Annotated in this window: 20 protein-coding genes; 9 read left to right on the forward strand and 11 right to left on the reverse strand. The window is 71.9% G+C overall.

Going from position 1 to position 23,067, the window contains the following annotated elements; translation table 11 throughout:
- Nucleotides 1-35: 35 nt before the first annotated feature.
- Complete coding sequence (locus tag AB0H12_RS08000) at nt 36-548, reverse strand: ribonuclease FAU-1 family protein (protein ID WP_499621796.1); 513 nt, start codon at nt 546-548, stop codon at nt 36-38.
- Between the two features lie 108 nt (nt 549-656).
- On the opposite strand from AB0H12_RS08000, the gene AB0H12_RS08005 reads away from it, so the two are divergent.
- Nucleotides 657-1,991, forward strand: coding sequence for a DUF5685 family protein (locus AB0H12_RS08005; RefSeq protein WP_499621652.1), 1,335 nt, complete (start codon nt 657-659; stop codon nt 1,989-1,991).
- Between the two features lie 62 nt (nt 1,992-2,053).
- On the forward strand, nt 2,054-4,213 hold the full coding sequence (gene uvrB, locus AB0H12_RS08010; protein WP_499621654.1) for an excinuclease ABC subunit UvrB: 2,160 nt from the start codon (nt 2,054-2,056) through the stop codon (nt 4,211-4,213).
- Nucleotides 4,214-4,592: 379 nt separating this feature from the next.
- Here uvrB and AB0H12_RS08015 read toward each other — a convergent pair whose 3' ends face one another.
- Nucleotides 4,593-5,096, reverse strand: coding sequence for a hypothetical protein (locus tag AB0H12_RS08015; protein ID WP_499621655.1), 504 nt, complete (start codon nt 5,094-5,096; stop codon nt 4,593-4,595).
- Between the two features lie 499 nt (nt 5,097-5,595).
- Nucleotides 5,596-5,985, reverse strand: a complete 390-nt coding sequence (locus AB0H12_RS08020; protein ID WP_499621657.1) for a hypothetical protein — start codon at nt 5,983-5,985, stop codon at nt 5,596-5,598.
- Nucleotides 5,986-6,021: 36 nt separating this feature from the next.
- Here AB0H12_RS08020 and AB0H12_RS08025 point away from each other — a divergent pair, with 36 nt between their 5' ends.
- A complete protein-coding gene (locus AB0H12_RS08025) occupies nt 6,022-6,375 on the forward strand; it encodes an MmcQ/YjbR family DNA-binding protein (protein ID WP_499621658.1) in 354 nt (117 codons plus the stop codon).
- Nucleotides 6,376-6,453: 78 nt separating this feature from the next.
- Nucleotides 6,454-6,723 (forward strand): hypothetical protein, encoded by a 270-nt coding sequence (locus AB0H12_RS08030; protein ID WP_499621660.1) that lies wholly within the window; start codon nt 6,454-6,456, stop codon nt 6,721-6,723.
- Between the two features lie 54 nt (nt 6,724-6,777).
- Here the strand turns inward: AB0H12_RS08030 and AB0H12_RS08035 are convergent, their stop codons facing one another.
- Nucleotides 6,778-7,704, reverse strand: coding sequence for an ABC transporter permease (locus AB0H12_RS08035; RefSeq protein WP_499621661.1), 927 nt, complete (start codon nt 7,702-7,704; stop codon nt 6,778-6,780).
- Nucleotides 7,701-10,562: an alpha/beta fold hydrolase gene (locus AB0H12_RS08040; protein ID WP_499621662.1), complete on the reverse strand. Its 2,862-nt coding sequence runs from the start codon at nt 10,560-10,562 to the stop codon at nt 7,701-7,703. Before AB0H12_RS08040 ends, AB0H12_RS08035 begins: the two co-directional genes overlap by 4 nt.
- Nucleotides 10,563-10,850: 288 nt before the next feature.
- Between AB0H12_RS08040 and AB0H12_RS08045 the strand changes: the two genes are divergently transcribed.
- The 5 genes from AB0H12_RS08045 to AB0H12_RS08065 all read left to right on the forward strand — a co-directional run bounded on the left by AB0H12_RS08045 (nt 10,851) and on the right by AB0H12_RS08065 (nt 15,850).
- On the forward strand, nt 10,851-11,870 hold the full coding sequence (locus tag AB0H12_RS08045) for a TerC family protein (protein ID WP_499621664.1): 1,020 nt from the start codon (nt 10,851-10,853) through the stop codon (nt 11,868-11,870).
- A 53-nt stretch (nt 11,871-11,923) separates the two neighbouring features.
- Complete coding sequence (locus tag AB0H12_RS08050) at nt 11,924-13,834, forward strand: S9 family peptidase (RefSeq protein WP_499621666.1); 1,911 nt, start codon at nt 11,924-11,926, stop codon at nt 13,832-13,834.
- 71 nt (nt 13,835-13,905) lie between these two features.
- The gene (locus tag AB0H12_RS08055) at nt 13,906-14,589 is read left to right on the forward strand and encodes a Crp/Fnr family transcriptional regulator (protein ID WP_499621667.1); all 684 of its coding nucleotides are present in this window, start codon (nt 13,906-13,908) and stop codon (nt 14,587-14,589) included.
- A gap of 58 nt (nt 14,590-14,647) precedes the next feature.
- Nucleotides 14,648-15,253 carry a hypothetical protein gene (locus AB0H12_RS08060; protein WP_499621668.1) on the forward strand — a complete coding sequence of 202 codons (606 nt, stop codon included), beginning with the start codon at nt 14,648-14,650 and terminating at the stop codon, nt 15,251-15,253.
- Nucleotides 15,254-15,286: 33 nt separating this feature from the next.
- Complete coding sequence (locus AB0H12_RS08065; RefSeq protein ID WP_499621669.1) at nt 15,287-15,850, forward strand: GNAT family N-acetyltransferase; 564 nt, start codon at nt 15,287-15,289, stop codon at nt 15,848-15,850.
- Here AB0H12_RS08065 and AB0H12_RS08070 read toward each other — a convergent pair.
- The 6 genes from AB0H12_RS08070 to AB0H12_RS08095 form a co-directional block, all read right to left on the reverse strand.
- On the reverse strand, nt 15,832-16,488 hold the full coding sequence (locus AB0H12_RS08070) for an RES family NAD+ phosphorylase (protein ID WP_499621670.1): 657 nt from the start codon (nt 16,486-16,488) through the stop codon (nt 15,832-15,834). The two genes, AB0H12_RS08065 and AB0H12_RS08070, sit on opposite strands and share 19 nt — an antisense overlap.
- A 40-nt stretch (nt 16,489-16,528) precedes the next feature.
- The gene (locus AB0H12_RS08075) at nt 16,529-17,113 is read right to left on the reverse strand and encodes a DNA-binding protein (protein ID WP_230566891.1); all 585 of its coding nucleotides are present in this window, start codon (nt 17,111-17,113) and stop codon (nt 16,529-16,531) included.
- Between the two features lie 247 nt (nt 17,114-17,360).
- Complete coding sequence (locus AB0H12_RS08080; RefSeq protein WP_499621672.1) at nt 17,361-18,206, reverse strand: hypothetical protein; 846 nt, start codon at nt 18,204-18,206, stop codon at nt 17,361-17,363.
- A 226-nt stretch (nt 18,207-18,432) separates the two neighbouring features.
- Nucleotides 18,433-18,771, reverse strand: coding sequence for a toxin-antitoxin system YwqK family antitoxin (locus tag AB0H12_RS08085; protein ID WP_499618560.1), 339 nt, complete (start codon nt 18,769-18,771; stop codon nt 18,433-18,435).
- Entirely contained in the window at nt 18,768-22,751 is a 3,984-nt protein-coding gene (locus tag AB0H12_RS08090; RefSeq protein WP_499621674.1) for a DUF8616 domain-containing protein, read from the reverse strand. Before AB0H12_RS08090 ends, AB0H12_RS08085 begins: the two co-directional genes overlap by 4 nt.
- Complete coding sequence (locus AB0H12_RS08095; protein WP_499621675.1) at nt 22,751-23,053, reverse strand: type VII secretion target; 303 nt, start codon at nt 23,051-23,053, stop codon at nt 22,751-22,753. The genes AB0H12_RS08090 and AB0H12_RS08095 overlap by 1 nt, the downstream gene beginning before the upstream one ends.
- Nucleotides 23,054-23,067: the final 14 nt, after the last annotated feature.

Genomic DNA, 23,067 nt, shown 5'->3' on the forward strand with positions numbered 1-23,067 from the left:
CGATGGCGGTTGACCTGCAAGTGTGACGGTCTGTATTACCGTCGACGCCAGGTGGTGATCGTTCCCTGGGACGCGAGCCAGCGCACCGCGTCGTGACCGTGCGCGGCGATGCCGGCCACCGCGCGGTAGGTCGTCTCCAGCGCCCACTGCGCCCGGTCGGCCTGGATGAAGCCGCGGTCCAGCGCCGTCAGCAGCTCGTCGGTGTCCAGCACGGTCACGCTGCGGCCGGTGCGCACGACCAGGTCCAGGTACAGGTCGACGGTCTTCCACACCGAGCCGCTGGAGCTGATCTCGACCACGTCGACGTACAGGTCGTAGTCGCGCTCGTGGCCCGGGTGCCACGACTGCCGGGTGACGCGCAGGCCGTGCGCGGGCAGCAGCCACGACTCGAAGTGGGACAGGTGGGGGTGGCCGGGCACCGGGCGCGACATGTAGAGGCCGTGACTTGTCAGCCGGTACTCCTCGACCCCGCGCAGGTGGCCCTTGGGATCGGTGTTGCTCTTCGCGTCGAGGTCGAAGTACTCGATCTTCGGCGGGTGGATGTGCATGCGTGTCCCGGCGGCAGTCGGCGTCACAGCGCCGACCTTAGGCATCGACACCGGCGGAACGCTCCTTTCTGTCACCCGAAAGTATGATGATCGCTTACTCTTCCCGCCATGTTCGGCATCATCCGCCCCTGCCGCAACCGCCTGGGCCCCGAGCTGCGCGAGTCGTGGCTGGCGCACCTGTGCGGGCTGTGCCTGGCGTTGCGCGACGACCACGGCCACCTGGCCCGCGTGGTCACCAACTACGACGGCCTGGTGATCTCCGCCCTGGTGGAGGCTCAGGCGGGACGGTCGCGGCGCTCCGCCGGGCCGTGCGCCTTGCGGGGCATGCAGTCGGCGGACGTCGCCGTGGGCACGGGCGCGCGCTTGGCCGCGTCGGTGTCCCTGGTGCTGGCCTCGGCGAAGGTCGGTGACCACGTGGCCGACGGCGACGGCGTGTTCGCGCGGGCCCCGATGCGCGGTGTCGGCAGGCAGGTGGCCCGGCGGTGGGCGGCGCAGGCGTCGGAGACGGGCCTCGACCTGGGGTTCGACACGGCGGTGCTGGTGGACGCCGTGCGGCGGCAGTCGTCGGTCGAGGCCGCGGCGGGTCCCGGGTCGTCGGTGCTGACCGTGACGGAGCCGACCGAGACCGCGGCGGGCGAGGCCGTGGCGCAGACCGCGGTGCTGGCCGGGCGGCCGGGCAACGCGGCCCCGCTGCGCGAGGTCGGGCGGCTGTTCGGGCGGCTGGCGCACCTGCTCGACGCGGTGGAGGACCTGGCGGAGGACCGGGCGTCCGGCGCGTGGAACCCGCTGGTCGCCACCGGCACCACGCTGGACGAGGCGCGGCGGCTGTGCGACGACGCGGCGTTGGGCATCAGGCTCGCGATGGCGGAGGTGGAGTTCGCCGACGACCGGCTGGTGCACGTGCTGCTGGCGCACGAGGTGGGCGAGTCGATCCGGCGGGCGTTCGGCGACCCGCACACGCACTCCCACGGGCCGCACGGGCCGGGTCCGCACGACCCGCCCCCGCCGCCCGGCCGGCAGCCCGCGCCGGGGATGTACCCGCCGCCCGCCCGGCCCGGACCGCACGGTCCCTACGGGCAGCCCGGCCCGCACCCCGGCAGCGTGCCGCCTCCCGGTCACGTGCCGCCGCCCTCCGCACCCGGTCACGGCGGCCCGCCGGACCCGCCCAAGGGCGGCAAGAAGCGCAAGCGCGGCGACGAGCCGCCCCCTCCCGGCAGCGGGCTGTGGTGCTGGCCCAAGCTGAAGACGCCGCCGGTGACCCGCGGTGCGATCCTGGGCTGCCTCGCCGTGCTCTACCAGTGCGGCACGTGCCAGTACTGCTGCCGCGACCCGTACCCCGGCCCGTTCAGCGGCAAGCGGCGCGAGGCGTGGTGCAACAACTGCGACTGCGGCCCGAACTGCGACTGCAACTGCGACTGCTGCGGTTGCGACTGCAACTGCTGATCAAGGCCCGCTGACCTGGGCCGGATCGGAAATTGTCGTACCCGCGGCGTACCGTCGTACCCGTGGCTTTCCCAACCGAGATCCCGGTCAAGGCGCACTCGTCGCACCGTCCCGTCGGTGACATCCCCCGCACCGACGGGAAGTTCCGCGTGGTCAGCGACTACCAGCCCGCGGGCGACCAGCCCGCGGCGATCGCGGACCTCGAGAAGCGCATCCGCGCCGGGGAGAAGGACGTCGTGCTGCTCGGCGCGACCGGCACCGGCAAGTCGGCCACCACGGCGTGGCTGGTGGAGAAGGTGCAGCGGCCCACGCTCGTGATGGCGCCGAACAAGACGCTGGCCGCGCAGCTGGCGAACGAGCTGAAGGGGTACTTCCCGGACAACGCGGTGGAGTACTTCGTCAGCTACTACGACTACTACCAGCCCGAGGCGTACATCCCGCAGACCGACACCTACATCGAGAAGGACTCGTCGGTCAACGAGGACGTCGAACGGCTGCGCCACTCGGCCACGATGAGCCTGCTCACCCGGCGTGACGTGATCGTGGTGGCGTCCGTGTCGTGCATCTACGGCCTCGGCACGCCCCAGTCGTACCTCGACCGGTCGATCAAGCTGGAGGTCGGCGGCGAGGTCGAGCGCGACCTGCTGCTGCGGGCGTTGGTCGACATCCAGTACACGCGCAACGACATCGCGTTCAACCGCGGCACGTTCCGCGTGCGCGGCGACACGGTGGAGATCATCCCGGCGTACGAGGAGCTGGCGCTGCGGGTCGAGTTCTTCGGCGACGAGATCGACAAGCTCTACTACCTGCACCCCCTGACCGGCGACGTGGTCAAGGAGGTCGACGAGCTGCGCATCTTCCCGGCCACCCACTACGTGGCGGGCCCGGAGCGCATGGAGAAGGCGATCCGCAACATCGAGGTCGAGCTGGCCGAGCGGCTGGCCGCGCTGGAGCGGCAGGGCAAGCTGCTGGAGGCTCAGCGGCTGCGCATGCGCACCGCGTACGACATCGAGATGATGCGCCAGGTCGGCTTCTGCAACGGCATCGAGAACTACTCGCGCCACATCGACGACCGCGGTCCGGGCACCGCGCCCGCGACCCTGATCGACTACTTCCCCGACGACTTCCTGCTGGTCATCGACGAGTCGCACGTGACCGTGCCGCAGATCGGCGGCATGTACGAGGGGGACGCGTCGCGCAAGCGCAACCTGGTCGAGCACGGCTTCCGCCTGCCGAGCGCGATGGACAACCGCCCGTTGACGTGGGAGGAGTTCGCCGACCGGATCGGCCAGACGGTGTACCTGTCGGCCACGCCCGGCCCGTACGAGATGGGCCAGACCGGCGGCGAGTTCGTCGAGCAGGTCATCCGCCCGACCGGCCTGGTCGACCCGGAGGTCGTGGTCAAGCCGACCGAGGGCCAGATCGACGACCTGGTGCACGAGATCCGGGTGCGCGCCGAGCGGGACGAGCGGGTCCTGGTCACCACGCTGACCAAGAAGATGGCCGAGGACCTCACCGACTACCTGCTCGAACTCGGCATCCGCGTCCGGTACCTGCACTCGGAGGTCGACACGCTGCGCCGGGTCGAGCTGCTGCGGCAGCTGCGCCTGGGCGACTACGACGTGCTGATCGGCATCAACCTGCTCCGCGAGGGCCTCGACCTGCCGGAGGTCTCCCTGGTCGCGATCCTCGACGCGGACAAGGAGGGCTTCCTCCGCTCGGGCACCAGCCTGATCCAGACCATCGGGCGTGCGGCGCGCAACGTGTCCGGCCAGGTGCACATGTACGCCGACCGGATCACCGACTCGATGGCGCACGCGATCGAGGAGACCAACCGCAGGCGTGCCAAGCAGATCGCCTACAACGAGGAGCGGGGCCTGGACCCGCAGCCGTTGCGGAAGAAGATCACCGACATCCTGGAGCAGGTCTACGCCGAGGCGGAGGACGCCATCGCCCCCGGCGGCTCCGGCCGCAACACCTCGCGGGGCAAGAAGCCGACCGGCGACCCGGGCGCCAACGGCCGGGGCGGCTCGGGCGTGCTGACCGACCGCGACACCGGCACGATGGCCCGGTCCGAGCTGGCGGACCTCGTGCAGCAGCTGACGGACCAGATGATGAACGCGGCCCGTGAACTGCAGTTCGAGCTGGCCGCCCGCCTGCGCGACGAGATCCAGGACCTGAAGAAGGAGCTGCGCGGCATGGACGCGGCCGGCGTGAAGTAGCCACTTCGGCCCGCCGGTGGTGTGGGGGAGCACCCCGGCGGGCGGCGTGCCGGCTACCTGGTGAGACCGGTGACCACGTGGTCGATGTGACTTCCAGCGATAAACGGCGGATCTGTCGGCGCTGGGATTCTTGGACGAAACCGCTTGGTGGCGGCAGGTCCCAGCGATAGTCGGCGGGAGTGTCGGTCGTTCTCGATATGCACCGGGAGTGGTGGCGGGTCCTGGAGCCTTACCTGTGCGACGTCGAGGATCTCTGCTTCGCTGGAGCGGTCCGAGCGGGATCGGGCCAGGTTGACGCTGCTACCGGGGCGGATTCGGTGGTAGAGCGCCGAGTGGCGTGTCGGGGGCGCTGCGGAGGTGGCGCTGGTGTGCGGATGGCTCAGTCCAGCCCGGCACGCTTCCGGTAGTCCGCGTAGTCGTCGGCGACCACCCGGTGCGCCCGTTCGACTATGTCCCGCAGCTCGGCCGGCTCGACCTCCGCCACCTGCAGTTCGCCTTCGAGGTGCCGGGCGGTCAGCCACATCCGGTCACCGAACCGGAACAGGAACGAGTGGAACGGGAAACTGATCTCGCCCCACTCCAGGAACGACAGCCGCTCGTCCCACGACGCCAGGACCGGGTCGTGCTCGCTCCCGACGACCAAGCGCTCGTGCAGCGCCCGCGGGTCGGTGCCGAGCACCGCCGCGTGCGGCGCCAGATCGGGCCAGTTGTCCAGCGCACGCAGCGTCAACCCCACCCGGAGCAGGAAGTTCGGCACATACACCTGGTCGTCCCGGAACGTGAGGTCCTCGCCGCCGAGGTAGATCTTGACCGAACGCAGCTGTGCGTGCTCGACCTCGGCCGGCCCCACCAGGACCCCGAACCGCGCCCGATCACCGATCAACCGAACCCCTCCAGGTATTCCGGACATGCGCACCGTACCGGCACGACGGGCCGCCCTCTGCACATCTTCCGCAGAGCAATCCCACCCAGGGCGAGGTCACGCAGCGCAGTGCTCACAGCCGCGGGCCGTCCTGGCAGCGCCGCATTGTCCGCATCGGCACTGAACCACTGCCGCGTACTGCACCGACGATGCCAAAACCCAGTCCGCCCGCCGCTGCGCCTGAAGATGCCTGTGCGTCGGAGGCGAAGCGGTGGTCACCTCGCCGTCATCCGCCGGATAGCGTTGGGAACCGCCATTCACCGCTGACAGTCACAGCCGACGTGCCCGCCGCGGACCTCGCGCAGGCCGTGCCTCGGATCGACAGCGCCGCACCAGAGCTTGTTACACGGCCCACAGGCCTTCGCCGCCCCGACAGCCACGGCCTACGCGCCCCCAACGGCCTTCGGCCCGCCCGCCACGGCGGGAGGACGCGGGACCACTCGATCAGGCCCGTGGCGTGTTAACCCTTCAGCGCGGCGCGGACCTTGCCGACCACCGCGCTCTCGACCTCTCCGACGCGCCCGTCCGCCGAAGCGACCTCCTCGCACACGGCCAGCACCGCCGCCGGGAACGCCGCCGCCTCGTCAGGCGTCTTCGCCGCCAGGATGTCGACCGAACGCCGCAACGCGTCGAGCACGCCGGCCTCGACGTCGGCCGTGGAACCCGCGGGCAGTTCGGGCCGGGCCGCGCCGAGCACCTGCCGCAGCCGGGGCGAGAACGTCGCCATCGCCCGGATGCCCGCGTGGCTCTCCTCGTCCAGCGCGCCCGGCTCGGCCGTGGACACCAGCACCATCGCGCCGAAGACCGCCGTGCGCAGGGTCCGGCCTTCCTCGTCCGTGTAGACAGTCACGTGATCACCCTAATCGCCGCCGGTTAGCGTGGTGCCATGACGTTGGACGAGGTGATCGCGCACTGCCTGGCCAAGCCCGGCGCCGAGGAGACCTACCCCTTCGGCGACGGCGAGCTGTGCTGCAAGGTCGGCGGGAAGATCTTCGCGTTCATCGGGATGGACGGCGGCAGCGTCGGCGTGAAGTCGGGCGCCACCGCCGACGACGCGGGGCACTGGCGCGAGCTGTACCCGGACGACGTCGCGGTCAGCGCCTACATCGGGCGCCACGGGTGGAACCGGGTGCGCATCGGCGGTGCGGTGCCGGACGACGAGCTGCTCGAACTCCTCGACCTGTCCTACCAGCTCGTCCTGGACAAGCTGCCCAGGTCCGAGCGGCCGGCGCTCTCCTAGAACACCCCGCCGGACGGCGGGGTGGAGGACTCCGTGCGGTCCCGTGCGGTGGATCTCCACCACCGCGAGACTGGGACCATGCGACTTCGTCGGCTCCTCCGGTGCGCGGCCCTCGTCCTCGGTCTCAGCGCGGCCACCGCGGTCGCCGGCCCGCCGGTGGCGACCGCCGACGCCGCCGACTGCCACTTCTACCTGCTCATGCAGGGGCACGGCGGCTTGATCGTCGACAGCGCGTGCGGGTTCGGCGAGGACGGCAACGTGGAGACGTGCAAGTCGATCCTGGTGTGGGCGAACGTGTCGCCGCAGGCGGTCGTCGACGAGGCCTGCCGCCTGGCTTCCCTGCCGTGACGCGCGACGGCGCACCGGGGAGGTCCCGATGCGCCGTCGACCACGATCCCGACCTCAGCTGGTGATGTCCTTGCGCGCGAACTTCCGGGCCGCCAGCAGGGTGAAGAACGCCCCGTACGCCAGGGCGGAGAACGTGCCCTTCGCCATCTGCGACCAGTCGACGTCCGACGACAGCAGGTCCGCCCACGCCAACGCGTAGTGCGTCGGCAGGTAGTCCCGCAGGCCTTCGAGCGCGGTGATCTGGTCGAGGATCTGCGACACGATCGACGCCAGCACCGCGCCGCCCACCGCACCCAGCGGCGCGTCGGTGGACACCGACAGGTACAGCGCCAGCCCGGCCACCCAGAACAGGTGGATCGAGATGTAGACCACGGCCAGCGCCACGCCGTAGACACCGGCCCCGAAGGACGCGGCCTCACCGGTCGGCGACACGGCCTCGCCCGCCCCGTACCAGACCACGCCGACGACCAGCGCCACCGCGGGCAGCAGCGCCAGCGCGAACACCGACATCAGCCCGGACGCGAGCGCCTTGCGCCGCAGCAGCCGGTGCCGGGGGATCGGCGCGGCCAGGAGGTACTTCAACGACGACCACGACGCCTCGCTCGCGATCGTGTCGCCGAAGAACAGCGCCACGATCATCGGCAGCAGGAAGCTGCCGCTGACGAACAGCGTCAGGATCACGAAGTTCACGCCGCTGGCCGTGGCCAGGTCGACGAAGCCGCCGGCCCGCCGGTTCGGCGACGCCTGACCGAGCTCGAACGCCACCACCAGGATGAACGGCAGCAGCACCAGGAAACCCAGCACCAACTGCGTCCGCCTGCGGCGCAACTGCCGCACCAGCTCCACCCGCACGGGCAACGTCCGCCCGGCCTTGTACCCGACCTTCGACCCGTCCGGCGCGACCGAAGGGCGCTCGGCCTCCGCGGCGTCCGTCAGATCGGAGATCGCGGCCGGATCGGTGTGCACACCGTTCTCGCTCATTCGCCCACCAACTCCAGGAACGCGTCTTCCAACCGGCGGCGCGGACCGGCCTGGTCCACCGCCACGCCCGCGGCCACGAGCGCCTGCAACGCCGACGCACGCGGCGTGCCGTTGAGGCTCGCGTGGACCTGCTCGCCGTCCACGTGCACGTCGTGCACGCCCGACAGGCTCCGCAGCACGGTGGCCGCCTCGTCCGGCCGGTCGACCTTGAAGCTCGCCTCGCCGCCACCCGTCGCGATCTCGTCGACCGGACCGGCCGCGACCAGCGACCCCTTGTGCATCACGACCACGTGCGTGCACGTCTGCTCGACCTCGGCGAGCAGGTGGGACGACACCAGCACGGTGCGCCCGGCCGCCGCGTAGCGGCGCAGCACCTCGCGCATCTGGTGGATCTGGGGCGGGTCGAGCCCGTTGGTCGGCTCGTCCAGCACCAGCAGGTCCGGCAGGCCGAGCATGGCCTGCGCGATCGCCAGCCGCTGCCGCATGCCCTGGCTGTAGGTCCGCACGCGCCGCTTCACGGCGTTGCCGAGCCCCGCGATCTCCAGGGCCTCCTCGACGTGCGCCTGCTCCAGCGGACGACCCGTGGCCGCCCAGTACAGCCGCAGGTTCTCCGCGCCGGACAGGTGCGGCAGGAAGCCCGAGCCCTCGACGAACGACCCGATCCGCGACAGCACCGGCGCACCGGGGCTGACCCGGTGGCCGAACACCCTGATCCCGCCCTCGGTGGGTCGGATCAGGCCCATCAGCATGCGCAACGTCGTCGTCTTGCCCGCGCCGTTCGGCCCGAGCAGGCCGAGCACCTGGCCGTGCTCCACCCGGAACGACAGGTCCTTCACCGCGACGAACCCGCCGGCGTAGGACTTGCTCAGGTTCTCGATCACCAGCGGCACCGACTCGAGCTCCGGGTCGACGTCGGCGGTCAGCCTTCGGCGGAACCACGCGACCACGCCCGCGATGACGCAGATGATCAGCACGATCGCGATGCCCCACAGCGCGCCGGTCGGCACCTCGCTGGTCGCGTTCACGCCCGGCACCACCGGCACCGACAGCGCGGGCGATGCCAGCGAGATCCGGTACGCGGCGGGCTCCGCGGCGTTCGAGTACGCCATGTCGGTGGTCGACACGACCAGCTGCAGCCGGTGGTCGGCCTCGACCGGGCGCACCGCGCCGGGCAGCGTCACGGTGACCTCGACCGGCGTGCCGTCGGCGGGCAGGTCGGTCACCCGCACCGGCGCGACCGCCGAGCCGGGCAGCGTCCGCACGCCACTGGCGTCGGCGTCGTACAGCTTCACGAACAGCACCGCGCCCTCGGCGGGCACCGGCTGACCCGGCACGGCGGCCACGCGCAGCCGCACCGTGGACGCGCCGGTCAGCAACGTCTGCGCGGTCTGCGGCTCGCTCTGGAACACCGCCGCCTGGCCCGGCATGTCGATCGACAGCCGCGAGGACAGCGAGCTGGACCGCGACACCACCGACCCGAGGCCGGGCAGGCTGGACACCGCCGCCGGGTTGCCGCCCGCCGGGTTGACCACGACCTGCTCACGGCCGGTCAGCGGCACGTCGCGGCGCTCGGTGCCCGCCGAGCCGGTCAGGCCCGGGTAGCTCGGCGCGACGACGTTGCGCAACGACGGCGTTCCGCTGCTGCGGAACGCGCCCACCACGGTGTACTCGAAGCTCGTGCCGGGGTCGGCGCCCTTGCCCTCCAGGTGGAACGCCATCCAGTCGGCGATCTGGCCGCGCAGCTCGGGGCCCGGCGAGCCGCCGTCGTGGCCGCCCGAGTACCAGACGACCTTGACCTTCGCGCCGTTCGCGGCGATCTGGCGGGCGTTGGCGTCGGCCTGGTCGAGGCCGAAGAGGGTGTCCTGCTCGCCCTGGACCAGCAGCGTCGGCTGGGTGATCTTGTCCGCCACCGCCGACGGGGACGCGCGGCGCAGCACCTCCAGGGTCTGCGGCCCGGCCTTGCCGGTGGTCGCGACCTCGGTGTAGGCGGCGCACACGTCGGCCTGGAAGCGCCCGCACGCGCCGTTGAGCGGTCCGACCGGTCGGGGGTTGTCGCCCTGCTGCGGCGGTGCGGTGACCGCGGCGGCGGCGCTCTCGGCGCCTTGGGCGTCGTCGTCCTCCTGACCGGGCTCGGTCGCTTCCTGACCGGGGTTGGTCGCGTCCGCGCCGGACAGGCCGGCGGAGAAGAAGATGCCCGCCCACGACCGCTTGAACACGCCCTCGTCGGCGAACGCCCCCGCCGCCGGGGTGGCGGTGGACACGCCCTCGGCGCGCGCCGAGTTCGGCAGCAGCGCCTGGGCCAGGTCGTTGTAGGTGATGACCGGCGCGATGGTGTCCACCCGCGGGTCGACGCCGGCCAGCGACAGCGCGAGCGCGCCGCCGTAGGAGCCGCCGGTCACACCCACCTTCGGGTCTCCGGCGCTGTCGGTCACGACCTCCTCACGGGTGGCCAGCCAGTCGAGCAGCTTCTGCGCGTCGCGGACCTCGTGGTCGACCGAGTTCAGGGCGATCTGGCCGGTGCTGCGGCCGAAGCCGCGCGCCGAGTAGGCCAGGACGACGAACCCGCGCTGGGCCAGCTCGGTGGCCTGGGAGGCGACGCCGGCCTTGCTGCCGCCGAAGCCGTGCGGCAGCAGGACGGCGGGCGCGGGTGTGCGTTCGGGCAGGTACAGGGTGGTGTCGATCTGCACGGTGCGGTCGCTGTCCGGACTTTCCGGCACGTCGATCACCGCGTCGCGGGTGCTCACCGGGGCGGGGTCGTCCCCCTGGCGCGTGAAGACCACGATGGCGCCCACCAGGGCGACCAACACGACCAGCGCGGGGAGCGACCACCTGCCGCGGAGGCGGTTGAGGGAGGCCACGGAGTTGACCATAGGCGTGATTAGCTGAGAACGGGCTGTCAGCAGGGCGTCGGGCTCTCAGTCGAACCCGCCGATCAGGCCCTGGTCGGGTGCCTCTGATCACCTCCGCTGGCGCGGAACCGCATTCATGCGTGAGACTGTGCAGGCGTGGAGGGGAGTACTCCCTCGCGGCGGTGTCGTCAGCACGGAGCCTGGCGTGAGGTTCCCGGTGCCGCCGGTCGGTCGTTCAAGCCGGCGGAGGAGACCTCCGGTCATTGGCGTGCGCGCGATGCACCGGAGGTTGTGTAGATGTCTGTTCCCGTGTGGCTGTGGTTCGCCACGATCGCCGGCCTGATGGTCTTGTTGGCCATCGACCTCTTCATCGTCGACCGCAAACCACACGAGGTCACCATCGGCGAAGCCGCCCGGTGGGTCACCTTCTACGTCGGTGTGGCGATCCTGTTCGGCCTCGGCATCTGGTTCTTCTCGGACGGCGTCTACGCGGGCGAGTTCTTCGCGGGGTACATCACCGAGTACTCGCTGAGCGTCGACAACCTGTTCATCTTCTTGATCATCATGACCACCTTCAAGGTGCCCGCGATCCACCAGCACAAGGTGCTGCTGATCGGCATCTTGATGGCGCTGGTCATGCGCGGCATCTTCATCGCCGTGGGCGCGGCGGTCATCGCGCAGTTCAGCTGGGTCTTCTACCTCTTCGGGGCGTTCCTCATCTACACCGGCTACAAGCTGGCGCGGACGGACCACGACGAGGGGGAAGAGGAGTACAAGGAGAACGTCGCGCTCAAGGTCGTCCGCAAGGTCTACCCGGTGACCGACACCTACCAGGGCTCGAAGTCGTTCGTGAAGATCGACGGTCGCCGGTTCGTCACGCCGATGTTCATCGTCATCGTCGCCATCGGCACCACGGACCTGCTGTTCGCGCTCGACTCGATCCCGGCGATCTTCGGCCTGACGAAGGAGCCGTTCCTGGTCTTCACCGCGAACGCGTTCGCGCTGATGGGCCTGCGGCAGCTGTACTTCCTGCTCGGCGGTCTGCTGAACAAGCTGGTGTACCTGTCGATCGGCCTGTCGGTGATCCTCGGCTTCATCGGCGTCAAGCTGATCCTGGAGGCGCTGCACACCAACTCGCTGCCGTTCCTCAACGGCGGTGAGCCGCTGCACGTGCCGACGATCGGCATCGAGGTGTCGCTGTCGGTGATCATCGGCGTGCTGGCCATCACCACGATCGCCAGCCTGATCAAGGTGCGGCGCAACCCCGAGGCGGTCAAGCCGGTGCCCGTTCCGCCCGCTCCCAGTGACCATCTGTGAGCGTCAAAATCTCGTAAGCCTTGCTAATGATCGGTGGGGTAACGTGCTGAAGCGTGCGCCCCGATGACTTGCAGTCGTTGACCCAGCCCGGCTCCGTGTCGGTGCGTGGGGACCTCGTCCTGGTGAACGTCTCCACCCCGGACGTCGCCGCGAACGCCTACCGGGGCGGACTGCACCGCGTCGCCCTGGACGGCGGCGGGACGAGGCGTTGGACGTGGGCGGAACGCGACCTGGCACCCCGGATCTCCCCGGACGGCCGCTGGGTCGCGTTCCTGCGCGTCACGGCGCGCGGCAAGGCGCCCCAGCTGCACGTGATGCCCGCCGACGGCGGCGAGGCGCGTGCGCTCACCGACCTGACGCTGGGCGCGGGCGCGCCGGTGTGGGCGCCGGACTCGCGGCGGATCGCGTTCACCTCGCGGGTGCCCGAAGCCGGTCGCTACGGCGCGCCGCTCGTCGAGGGCGGCGAAGCGCCGACGCCGGACGCCGAGGCGCCGCGGCGCATCACCCGGCTGGACTACCGGCTGGACGACGTCGGCTTCACCGCCGACCGGCACGCGCGGCTGTTCGCCGTGGACGCGCTGGACGCCGACGCCGAGCCGGTCGAGCTGACCGACGGCACGTTCTCCGCCGCGGAGCCCACCTGGACGGCGGACGGCGAGGCCGTGCTGTTCCTGGCCGAACGCGACCTCGGCGCGACCGAGGGGTTCAACAACGACGTCTACCGCGTGCCCGCGACCGGCGGGGAGCCCGAGCTGGTCGTGCAGACCCCCGGCTGGGCCGCGCACCCGGTCGCGCTGCCCGACGGCGGCGTGCTCTTCTACTCGCCCGAGCAGGCGCCGCGCACCGCCGCCATCGCGCGGAACATGAGCCTGTGGCGGTTCGACGGCGAGCGGCTCACCCGGCTCACCGACATGGAGACCGTCGACTGCGAGAAGGGCTCCGGCGCGCCGGTCGTGACCGACGCGGGCGTGCTCGTGGCGGTCCGCAACCGGGGCGCGGTCGAGCTGCGGCGCGTGCCGCTGGACGCCGACAACGCCGTGCTCGCCGACCTGGAGCTGCTGGCGGGCGAGCAGGCCGAGGTGAAGTCGTTCGCCGCCGACGGGGACCGGGTCGTGGCCGTGGTGTCCACGGCGGACAACACCGGCGAGGTCGAGCTCGTCGGCGGCGGCACGCTCACCGACTTCGGCTCGACCGTGCCGCTGCGGCCGTCGGTCGAGCTGACCGGCGCCGCGCCGGACGGCTACCCGGTGCACGGCTGGCTCGTGCTGCCCGAGGGCGAGGGGCCGCACCCGGTGGTGCTCGCCGTGCACGGCGGTCCGTTCATGTACCACGGCTGGGGCTTCTTCGACGAGGCCCAGGTGTACGCCGCGGCCGGCTACGCGGTCGTGCTGCCCAACCCGCGCGGGTCCGCCGGGTACGGCCAGGCGCACGGCCAGGCCGTGATCGGCGCGTTCGGCACGGTGGACGTGGACGACATCCTCGCCGTGCTCGACGTGGCGCTGGAGCGCCCGGACCTCGACGCCGACCGCGTGGGCGTGATGGGCGGCTCCTACGGCGGCTTCATGACCTCCTGGTTGGCCGCGCACCACGGCGAGCGGTTCCGCGCCGCGTGGAGCGAGCGCGCCGTCAACGCGTGGGACTCGTTCGCCGGCTCGTCGGACATCGGCTGGTTCTTCACCGACGCCTACTGCGGGTCGAGCCTGGAGACCCAGCGCGCGATGAGCCCGCTGACCTACGCCGAGAAGATCTCCATGCCGTTCATGGTGGTGCACTCCGAGCACGACTGGCGCTGCCCGCTGGAGCAGGCGCAGCGGCTGTTCGTCGCGTTGCGCCGCAACGGCGTCGAGGCCGAGATGCTGGTGTTCCCCGGCGAGGGCCACGAGCTGACCCGCTCGGGCAAGCCGCGCCACCGCGCGCAGCGGTTCGAGGCCGTGCTGGACTGGTGGGCCCGCCACTTGGCCTGAACCAGGGGGAATCAGGGGTCCACCTCCTCCGCGACCGGCACACTGGTCCTTGGCGGAGGAGGTCGATCGGGATGGCGATCGCATCGGGCTGGCCCACCGGCACGTACCTGGAGACGGTGTCCGACGCCGGTCGCGCGGCGCTGCTGCGGCTCGGCGTGCAGAAGGTGTTCCGGCGCGGCGACGCGCTCGTGCGCGAGTCCGAGCGGTCCGACCACGTGATCCTGCTCGTCCAGGGCCTGGTCAAGGCCACGGCGACGCTGGAGAACGGCCGGGTCGCGCTGCTCAACGTCAAGGTTGGCGGCGACCTGGTCGGCGAGATGTCGTTCCTGACCGGCGGGCCGCGTTCGGCGACCGTGACCGCGTGCGTCGACACCCGCACGCGGGTGATCACCGCGGCGCAGTTCACCGACTACCTCACCCGGTTCCCGGCCGCGCACTTCGACCTGGACAAGATGATCCTGCGCACGCTGGAGTGGAGCGAGCAGCGGCGCACGGACTTCAACGGCTACCCGGCGGCGGTGCGGCTGGCCCGGGTGCTGTCGTACCTCACCGATGCCTACGGCCACCGGGGCGTCGAGGGCATCGCGTTGAAGCTCAACCTCACCCAGGGGGAGATCGGTTCGCTCGTCGGGGTGGAAGAGGACACCGCGCGCCGGGATTTCCGCACGCTGCGCGATCGCGGCGTCCTGACCATGGGGTACCGGACCATCACGATCGTGGACCACGACGTGCTGAGGAAGATCGCCGAACTGTGAAACGGGAAACCCGGTGATCGCCCTACTTCCGAACGCCGACCGGGACGATGCTCCTCGTGTGACGCTGGAAATGGTGACGCCCCTCCGCGGACTGGTCTACCGCCTCGTGGTGGCCGTGGACGTCGAGGGCTACAGCAAGCTCGACGCGTTGGACCAGTCGCTGGTCCAGTCGCGGCTGAGCGACGTGCTGGACGTGGCCGCCCGCAAGGCCGGGCTGGACCGCGACCTGTGGTACCGGCAGGTGCGTGGCGACGGCGAACTGGCCGTGCTGCCACCCGACGCCGACGCCGCGTGGGTGGTCGCCCACTTCACCGAGCAGCTCGCCGAGGCGTTGGCCGACCTGCGCCGCGCGGGCACGCCGCTGCGGCTGCGCGTGGCCATGCACTGCGGCCCGCTCACCGCGGGCGCGTTCGGCCTGGTCGGCGACGCCCCGATCGTGACCTGCCGGCTGCTGGACGCCAAGGTGGTCCGCGACGCGCTGGCGGCCACCGACGACGACCTGGTGCTGGCGATCTCGCAGCGGCTGCACGACGACGTCGTGCGCACCCGGTTCCACGAGCTCGACCCCACCCGGTTCCGGTCGACCCGCTTCCGGGTGAAGAGCCGGCCGTACTCGGGCTACGTGTGCACCGGCGCGCCCCGACTCGGTTGGACCAATGGCTAGCGGACGGCGGCGTGGTTGCGGCACTCTCACCGGATGCAGTGGACCGTGCGGGCCGGGCGGCCCGACGACGCGCCCGAGATCGCCAGGATCAACGTGGACGCGTGGCAGCACTCGTACCGCGGGATAGTGGACGACCCGGTGCTGGACCGGATGCTGCCCGAGAGCAGGCTCCCGTCGTGGTCGCGCGTGCTGCGGCTGCCCGAACCCAGTCGGGTGTTCGTGGCGGTCGACGAGAGCACCGGCCGGATCGGCGCCTACTGCGCCGTCGACGCGGTCCGCGAGTCCCAGGACGCGCACCCCGACCTGCACACCGGGGAGCTGGTCGCGATCTACGCCGACCCGCGCTACCACGGTCAGGGCGCGGGGCACGAGGTGCACGAGGCCGGGCTGCGCCACCTGATGGACCAGGGGTTCCGGTACGCGGTCCTGTGGGTGTTCCAGGACAACGCCCGCAGCCGCGGGTTCTACGAGTCGCACGGCTGGCGGCACGACGGGCTGGTGCACTGCTACGAGCTCGGCGACCAGGAGCTGCCCGAGGTCAGGTACGGCCGGTTCCTCCCGGCGCCGCGCCGTCGCGGTCAGCCGAGCAGGGTGTAGTTCAGCTCCTCGCACACCCGCGCCAGCGGCAGGTCGAGGCCGGGGTGCTCCAACGGCAGCAGCACGTCCGGCGAGGCGGGCAGGCCGGTGCCGCCGGGCGGGTCCCACAGGCACACCGCCGGGTCGCCGGAGTCCATCGACGAGCGGTACCACAGCCCGTCCAGCTCGGGGTAGGCCGCGCGGATCGCCCGCGCCCACTGCTGCGTGATCGCCTTGGGCCCGGCGCTGATCTCCTGCGACGCGCCCGCCCGGGTCGGCCACAGGCCGGTGAGGTCGAGCAGCCGCAGCGTCCGGCGTGGCCGCAGCACCACCAGGAACGGGCTGCGCGTCCGCCGGTCCACCACCGACGTCGCCTGGAACACCTCGGCCACCGACGTCCGCACGGTCAGGCCGAAGTACAGCACTCCCTGGTCGTGCGCGTGCGTCGGCCCGCCGTCAGGGCCGGGCGGCTGGGTGTCGAACCGGGCGTGCGGCAGGGGACCGGTGTAGCGGAAGCTGTTCCACCGCTGCGGGTGCAGCCCCTTCGCGGCGAAGATGCGCACCAACCGGGTGGCCCGGTGCACCGCCACGACGTCCTCGGTGCGGCGCAGGTTCGCCTGGAGCACAGCGGGAGAGGGCGGCTGGGGGAGCCGTGACATGCGTGTCCAAGGTTCTCGGCGACAGGGGGTGGGCGCCCGGTCAGGCGGGCGTGCCCAGCTGCGCGGCCAGTGCCGCGACGCGGCGTGGTTCACCGCCGGCCAGCAGCCACTCGCGCGGCGTCGTCGGCGTGCCGTCCACCACCAGGTCCTCCTGATCGGTCGTCATGAACCCGGCGACCACGAGCGCGGGTTGGTCCGGTGGCACGGCCGCGAGCACGGCCTCCAGCCCCGGCAGCACGCCGGCGCCCGCGAACTGCCAGGCGGGCAGCCGCCAGCTGCCCCGGTCCTTCCAGCCGACCAGGCGGCCCACGCCGAGCCGGTGCCGGATGCGGCTGGTGTCCACGCCCAGCTGCCGTGCGGCCTCGGCCACCGTCAGCGCCGAGTCTCGCAGCACGGCGTGCGCCACCACGCTCCGCGCGCGTCCCTGGTCGTCGGTGACGCGGTGCGGGCTCAGGTCGAGGCCGACGTCCTCCAGCGCGTCGCGCTGGTCGGGTGGGAAGTAGCTCGCCGGGTCGGGGTGTGGCGGCGCCAGCTTCTTCGCCGCGTCGGCCACGAGCGACAGGAACTCGTCGGGGGTGACCTGCAGACCTGCCTTGGCCAACACCGCCTCCAGCGCGGGACTCATGCGCACAGGGTATCCCGGTCGTGCGCTTCTGTGCGCATACGTAACCCGATCGTCGGACCGCGTCGACAGAGTGCGCACATCTAGCGACTCTACGTAAACATCCGAGGTGGAGCATGGTGACCTCGGCCTCACTCACGGGGCAGGCCACGCCACGTCCGCCTCGCTCGTCGGAGCGGGAAGCACGAGGGCCGTACCGGCGAATCGTGCGCGCGGCACGTGACGTGGCGGCCGGTCGTCGTGCGGTGGCTCAGGCTTCGCCGGTGATCAGCGCGACCGCGCGGTCACGGGTCGCCTCGTCCACCTCGTCGAGCCGGAAACCGCGGGCCACGACGTGCGCCACCAGGTCGGGCTCCGGCGGGAGGCCGTGCTTGCGCAGGTAGTGCGGCACCGCGCCCGCCCAGATCCAGACGCCGTCGGTGCGGAAGTTCAGCGGCACGTCCTGGTCGCCGGGGATGAACTCGTCCACGTCCAGGTTGCGCGCGGCCAGCACGACCGGCGCGCCCTCCAGGTAGGTCAGCAGCGCGTCGACCAGCTGGGGGTCGAGCATCTGCCGGTTCACCACCGGGCGGCCCGCCTCGTCACGGCCGTCGTAGACGTGCGCGGTGCGCAGGTCGCCGTCCTGCTGCGTCGCCTCGGGTTCGGGCTCGGGCAGCGGCGGCAGGCCGACGCGCTGACGCAGCCACGGCGGGATCCGCTCGTCCTGGCGGGGGAACGTGCGCAGCTCGTCCTGGAAGCCGATCACCGGCGGCGGGTTGCGCCAGCGCGGCTCGTCGTCGGCGTTGAAGTCGACCGAGAACGCGGCCGGCGCCTCGATCTCGTACACCGCGCTCAGCCACGTGCCGCGCACGGGCTCGTACATCCCCGCCCGCAACTGCCCGAACAGCTGCACCACGTCCATCGGCGGGCGCACCGGCCGCCACTGCCCGTCGGGGCCCGCGAACGCCAGGTCCACCTCGATGTGCCGACCGGCCGCCCGGTACTCCGCGCGGATCCGCTGCCAGTCCGGCGGAAGGGCGGGGAGCATGGCCCGGCCGATCTGCTTGACGAGCTGGTTCTGCTCCTGCTCGGTCAGCGGTGTGGCTGGCTGGCTCATGCGTCGAACACCCCTTTGGCTCCCCCCGGACACGGTGGGCTGATCTTAACGGCCACAACACGCCGGCGTGGTCCGGTTGGGTGAGACCACAGGTCGGCGGTACCGCCGCCGGCCCTCGCACCGCTCGCCGCCCGGGTGCCGGCTCCGCCGGTCCCGGACGACCGTGCCGACCTCGCTGACGCCCTCGTCCTTCACCGGCCCGTTGGGGCACCGGCCTCCGGCGAGGTCAGGCAGGGGCGCCCTGCTCGTCCCACCGCCTCCTCGCCAGCTCTCGCCCGTGGTCGTCGAACTCGAGTTCCGAGGCGAGCCGTCCGTTGGGGTGCCACTCGCGGTGCAGGCCGACGGGCAGCCCGTCCCGCATCGTGCCTTCCTTGGCGACCTGCCCGCCGGCGAACCACTCGCGGTAGGGCCCGTGTGGGAAGCCGAACCGGTAGGCGTAGGAGGAGATGACGAAACCGTCGTCGGCCACGTCGACGAGCTCCCCGGTGAACCCGCTGCCCTCGTACAGGGCGCAACCGTCGGTGTCCCAGGTCACGTCGTCCATGGTGACGCGCATGTCGCTCATTCCGACTCGATCTCCACGTTGTTCGGGTCACCGGGCACCGACGAGTTGCGCCCGGTGCTGCTGGGCACGCCGGCGATCATGTTGTTGCAGTTGGCGCAGCACTTGGCCTTGGACGGGAACGGCTCCCAGTGCGGGAAGACGTTGGCCACCCTCATCCCGCGCAGGTGCTCGGCCAACTCCTCCGGTGAGACGTCGTCCGGCACACCGCGGTCGCGCAGCATCTGGTTGACGTTCTTCACCTCGGCGTGCCGCAGGGGGTTGTCGTTGATCGGGAACTCGGTGTGGTTGAGGACCTCGCCCGTTCGGCGGTCGAACTGGGGGTAGCCCTCACCCTCCACCGGGTCGCGGCGCATGTCCTCCATGCGGTCGCGCAAGGCGCCGTGCAGTTGGTCGTCGGGGATCACCGACGTCCGCGGCCCGTTGATCGACTCGTAGATCCGACCGGTCTGGCGGTCGACGGACACCGAGGTGCACATGACGTTGTTCTGCACCCAGTTCTTGGGCTTGCCCGGCGCGTTGTTCGGCGGCAGGGAGCCGTCGTTCATCATCGTCTGCACGACCCGCGCGCGGTCCACCATGACGTCGTTGAGGTAGGACTTGATGTCCTGGCCGTTGTAGTGCGTGATGAGCCCGTCGCCGTCGACCTCGCACAGCTTCGGGTCCAGTTCCTGCAACAGCCTCGGTTCGTGCGGCGTGGACGGCAGGTCGTCGGGCAGGCGGTCCGGGTTGCCGTCCTCGGAGAAGCGCGGGTCCCGTTCCTGGCGGTCGACCTCCGACTCCGGCTTGTCGTCGCCCCCGCGGTCGCGGGCGTCGTCCGGGGTGGTGTGGTCGGTCTTGTCGCTGTCGTGGGTGCCGGGTGCGTAGCCGTCTTCGCTCGTCTTGGTCCTGGTGCCGTCGGGGCGGTGGGTTTCCCATTCGCCGTTGGGCGGGATCTTGGGGTGGCGGTTGCCGTCGGGACCGGTGGTGGCGTCGCTGGTGTAGACGCGGCCGTTGCTGTCGGTCCAGGCGGGTTTGGTGGGTGCGAGGACGTCGGCGTCGGTGTGGCGGGACAGGCGGTTGGCGAAGTCGTTGGTGCCGGCGTCGCAGCCGATGAGGCGGATGGGTGTCCTGCCGTCCCAGCCGTTGCGGCGCAGCAGGTCGCCGTACTGCTCGGGGGTGTAGGTGTGGTTGCCGATGCGTGCACGGCCGTCGGGGGTGATGTGGACGTCGGCGGTGAAGTAGCGCGGGTCCGGTAGGACGCGGTGGGGCAGGTCGCCCATGTCCGAGTCGCCTCGGTGGTGGGAGATGCCGGCGGGGGTGGTCTCGCCGTGGCGGGCGTGCGCTTCGTCGATACTCGGCCGGTCGCCGTCGGGGCTGTCCGGGCGATCCGAGTCCGGGCGGTCGGTGTCGGGGCTGCTGTCGGGGCGGTCGCCGTTCGGGGTGTCGTTGTCCGGCCGGGTGGTGCCCGGGTCGGGGTCGCGGTGGGGCGGGGTCCACGCGTCCGGGTCGCGGCGCTGGGGCGGGATGCCGCCCTGGTCGTGGCGCGGCGGGGTCTGCGCATCCGGGTCGCGCCGGGGCGTGGGCGTCTGGGCGTCGGGGTGCCGCTGGGGTGGTGGGCCGTCGAACGGCCGGTTCGGGGTGTGGGGAGCTGGGCCGTTGGGGTGCGTGCCAGGGGCGGGGCCGCCGCGTTGCTGGGGCGGTCCCGCGGGTGAGTGCGGCGGGTTCGAGTGCGGCGCGTTGGGGTGCGGCGCGTTCGGGCCGGTCGGACCGGTGTGGGTCGGGCCGGTGCCCGCCGGACCGTGAGGCCTGGGGCCGGCGTTGCCCGGACCGGGGTTGCCGGGGTCGGGGTTGGACGGACCGTGGTGGGGACCGCCTGGTGCGTTCGGCCCGGCGTGCGAAGGACCGGTGCTGCCCGGCCCGGTGTGTGAAGGGCCGGTGTTACCCGGCCCGGTGTGGGTCGGGCGCGGGCCGGGGCCCTGGTTGGGTGGGCCGCTGTGCCCGGGACCGGGGTGGCCGGGGCCGTGGGCAGGTCCGTTGCCGGTAGGGCCGGAGGGCGGCTGGCCGGTGTGCGGTGGGCCTGCGGGTGGTCCGGCGTGGGACGGACCTGCGTGTGGTGGGCCGGCGTGGGACGGGCCGGTGCTCGACGGGCCGAACGACGACGGCCTCGGGCCTTCCGGGCCGCGCGGGGTCGGGACGCCCGAGCCGAGGTCGCCCCGGCCGCTCGGCACGGTGGGGCTGTTGCTCGGGGCACCGGGGCTGCCGGGCGTGCCGGTCCAGCCGCCACCGCCCGGCCTGCCGCCACCACCGGGTGAGCCGCCGCCGGGAGCCCCGCCACCCGGTGCACCGCCGCCTGCGGGCGCGGTTCCGGGTGCTGAGGTGGGCTGGTTGCCCTGCGGGGTGGTGCCAGGATCGCGGGAGGGTGCGGAGGTGTTCGGCTGGTCGGGGCGTGCCGGGGCGTCGGGGGTCGCGGCGTTGGCCGCGGAGGTCTGGTCGAAGCGTGGTGCGGGCGCGGGGTTCGGCGCGCCGCCGCCAGGGCTGCCGCCACCGCCGCTGTAGGAACCACCGCCGCCGCTGCCGCCACCGCTGGACGAACCGCTGCCGCCACCACCGCCGTGCGATCCACCGCCGCTACCGCTGCCATAGCCGCCGCCGCTCGGGCCGCCGCCGGTGGGGCTGCCGCTGCTGCTTGAACCGCCGCCAGTGCCGCCGCTGCTGTGTGAACCGCCGTTCGGGCCGCCGTTGCCGTAACCGCCGGGTGCGGGTTGTCCGCCGGGGCCGCCTCGGTGTTCGCCGATGGGCGGGTTGCCGGCGGGGTTGCCGGGGGTGGGGGTGTTGCCGCGTGGGAGGTCGTGGTCGGGGCTGCCGGGGTCGCGTCCCGGGCGGGTGGTGGGGGTGGGCACGTCGGTCGGGTCGCCCCGGCCGGGCCGCGACGCCGAGGACGTCGTGGGATCGGTGGTGGTGCCGGATGCGGAAGTGGTGTCGCCCGGCCGGTTCGACGACGGTGTGGTGCCGGTGCCCGGAGTGTCCGAAGTGGACGGATTGCCGTTGCCGGGGGAGTTGTTGCCTGAAGAGCTGTTGCCGGGGGAGTTGGTGTTGGAGGGGCTGGTGTCGGGGCTGCCGGAGGGCGTGTCGATGTCGGCGCGGCCGGTCCGCAGGAAACCGCCCGGCGTGATGTTGCCGGGGCTGAGCACGTCCAGGCCGGTGACCTTGCCGGCGAGTCTGCCGACCACCTTCATGATCTTCTCGAAGACCTCGACCAGACGCTTGAGCATCGGGGAGACCTTCTTGATGGTGTCGAGCAGGTCCTGGACGATCTTCGCGATCTTCGCGGCCCACTTCGAGATCGCGGTGACCGCCTGCGCCACGATCACCGGGGTGCCGAACCCCAGCGAGAACACCGCTTCCAGCACCCACGCGATCAGCTTGCCCACCAGGTCGGCGATCAGGTCGCGCACCACCTCGCGCACGAACCCCACCACCATGCCCATCAGACCCACGACCGTGCCCACCGTGCCCGCCGCCGACGCCGCACCCGTCAGCGCGTCACCGTGGACCTTCGAGTTGGTCAGGTAGGTCTCCGCCGCCGCACCGGTCCACCCCTCGGTGCCCCGCGCCACCCCGGAGGTGTACTCCTCGGCGATCTTCCCCAACTCTTCGGCGACGTTGTTCCACGTCGTGGAGTAGGACTCGATCACCGGCGGGTTCCCGGCCAGCCAGTCCAGCATGTCCTTGAGCGGCTGCATGTGTTCCATCAGGAACGACGCCGCCGAGGACAACAGGGTGCCGAACGGGTCGATCGCCATCGCCGCCGCGTCCGCCGCCAACCCGACCATGCCCAGGCCGGCCTCGACCCAGTTGCCGTCCTTGATCCCGTTGAACGTGTCCATCGCCGACTCCGCGATGGAGATCCCCGTCGCCCACCCGTTGTCACCGGTACCGGCGTTGAAGAACGACCCCGACTCCGCCGCCGGCGCCTCGACCAGCGGGTTCTCGCCCGCCATCAGTCACCGGCCTTGAAGCTGTCGCGGATCGCCTCTTCCATCTCCCGGTACTGGTCGACGGTGCCCTTCACGGCCTTGCCGGCGGCGTCCATCGCCTCCACCGCGCCCTGGAGCGCGTCCAGCCCGTACTGCTCGACCGGGTCGAGCATCATCCGGAACGGCTGGCAGATGATGCCGTAGGCGTCGGTCGGCATGCTCACCGTCTTCGCCGCGTCCACCGCGCCCTGAAGCCGCGAGCCCAGGTCGTCCAGCTGCTTGCTGTGCGCCTCGAGCGTGTCGGCGACGATCTCGAAACCGGCCATGTGATCCCCCTGGA

It is taken from the genome of Actinosynnema sp. NPDC023794, from assembly GCF_040639675.1.
Lineage (GTDB): Bacteria > Actinomycetota > Actinomycetes > Mycobacteriales > Pseudonocardiaceae > Actinosynnema > Actinosynnema luteola.

Coding starts and splice junctions, on each gene's coding strand:
- AB0H12_RS08000 (WP_499621796.1), bottom strand. CDS start 548: ATGCACATCCACCCGCCGAAGATCGAGTACTTCGACCTCGACGCGAAG.
- AB0H12_RS08005 (WP_499621652.1), top strand. CDS start 657: ATGTTCGGCATCATCCGCCCCTGCCGCAACCGCCTGGGCCCCGAGCTG.
- AB0H12_RS08025 (WP_499621658.1), top strand. CDS start 6,022: ATGACGTTGGACGAGGTGATCGCGCACTGCCTGGCCAAGCCCGGCGCC.
- AB0H12_RS08030 (WP_499621660.1), top strand. CDS start 6,454: ATGCGACTTCGTCGGCTCCTCCGGTGCGCGGCCCTCGTCCTCGGTCTC.
- AB0H12_RS08035 (WP_499621661.1), bottom strand. CDS start 7,704: ATGAGCGAGAACGGTGTGCACACCGATCCGGCCGCGATCTCCGATCTG.
- AB0H12_RS08045 (WP_499621664.1), top strand. CDS start 10,851: ATGTCTGTTCCCGTGTGGCTGTGGTTCGCCACGATCGCCGGCCTGATG.
- AB0H12_RS08055 (WP_499621667.1), top strand. CDS start 13,906: ATGGCGATCGCATCGGGCTGGCCCACCGGCACGTACCTGGAGACGGTG.
- AB0H12_RS08065 (WP_499621669.1), top strand. CDS start 15,287: ATGCAGTGGACCGTGCGGGCCGGGCGGCCCGACGACGCGCCCGAGATC.
- AB0H12_RS08070 (WP_499621670.1), bottom strand. CDS start 16,488: ATGTCACGGCTCCCCCAGCCGCCCTCTCCCGCTGTGCTCCAGGCGAAC.
- AB0H12_RS08075 (WP_230566891.1), bottom strand. CDS start 17,113: ATGAGTCCCGCGCTGGAGGCGGTGTTGGCCAAGGCAGGTCTGCAGGTC.
- AB0H12_RS08080 (WP_499621672.1), bottom strand. CDS start 18,206: ATGAGCCAGCCAGCCACACCGCTGACCGAGCAGGAGCAGAACCAGCTC.
- AB0H12_RS08085 (WP_499618560.1), bottom strand. CDS start 18,771: ATGAGCGACATGCGCGTCACCATGGACGACGTGACCTGGGACACCGAC.
- AB0H12_RS08090 (WP_499621674.1), bottom strand. CDS start 22,751: ATGGCGGGCGAGAACCCGCTGGTCGAGGCGCCGGCGGCGGAGTCGGGG.
- AB0H12_RS08095 (WP_499621675.1), bottom strand. CDS start 23,053: ATGGCCGGTTTCGAGATCGTCGCCGACACGCTCGAGGCGCACAGCAAG.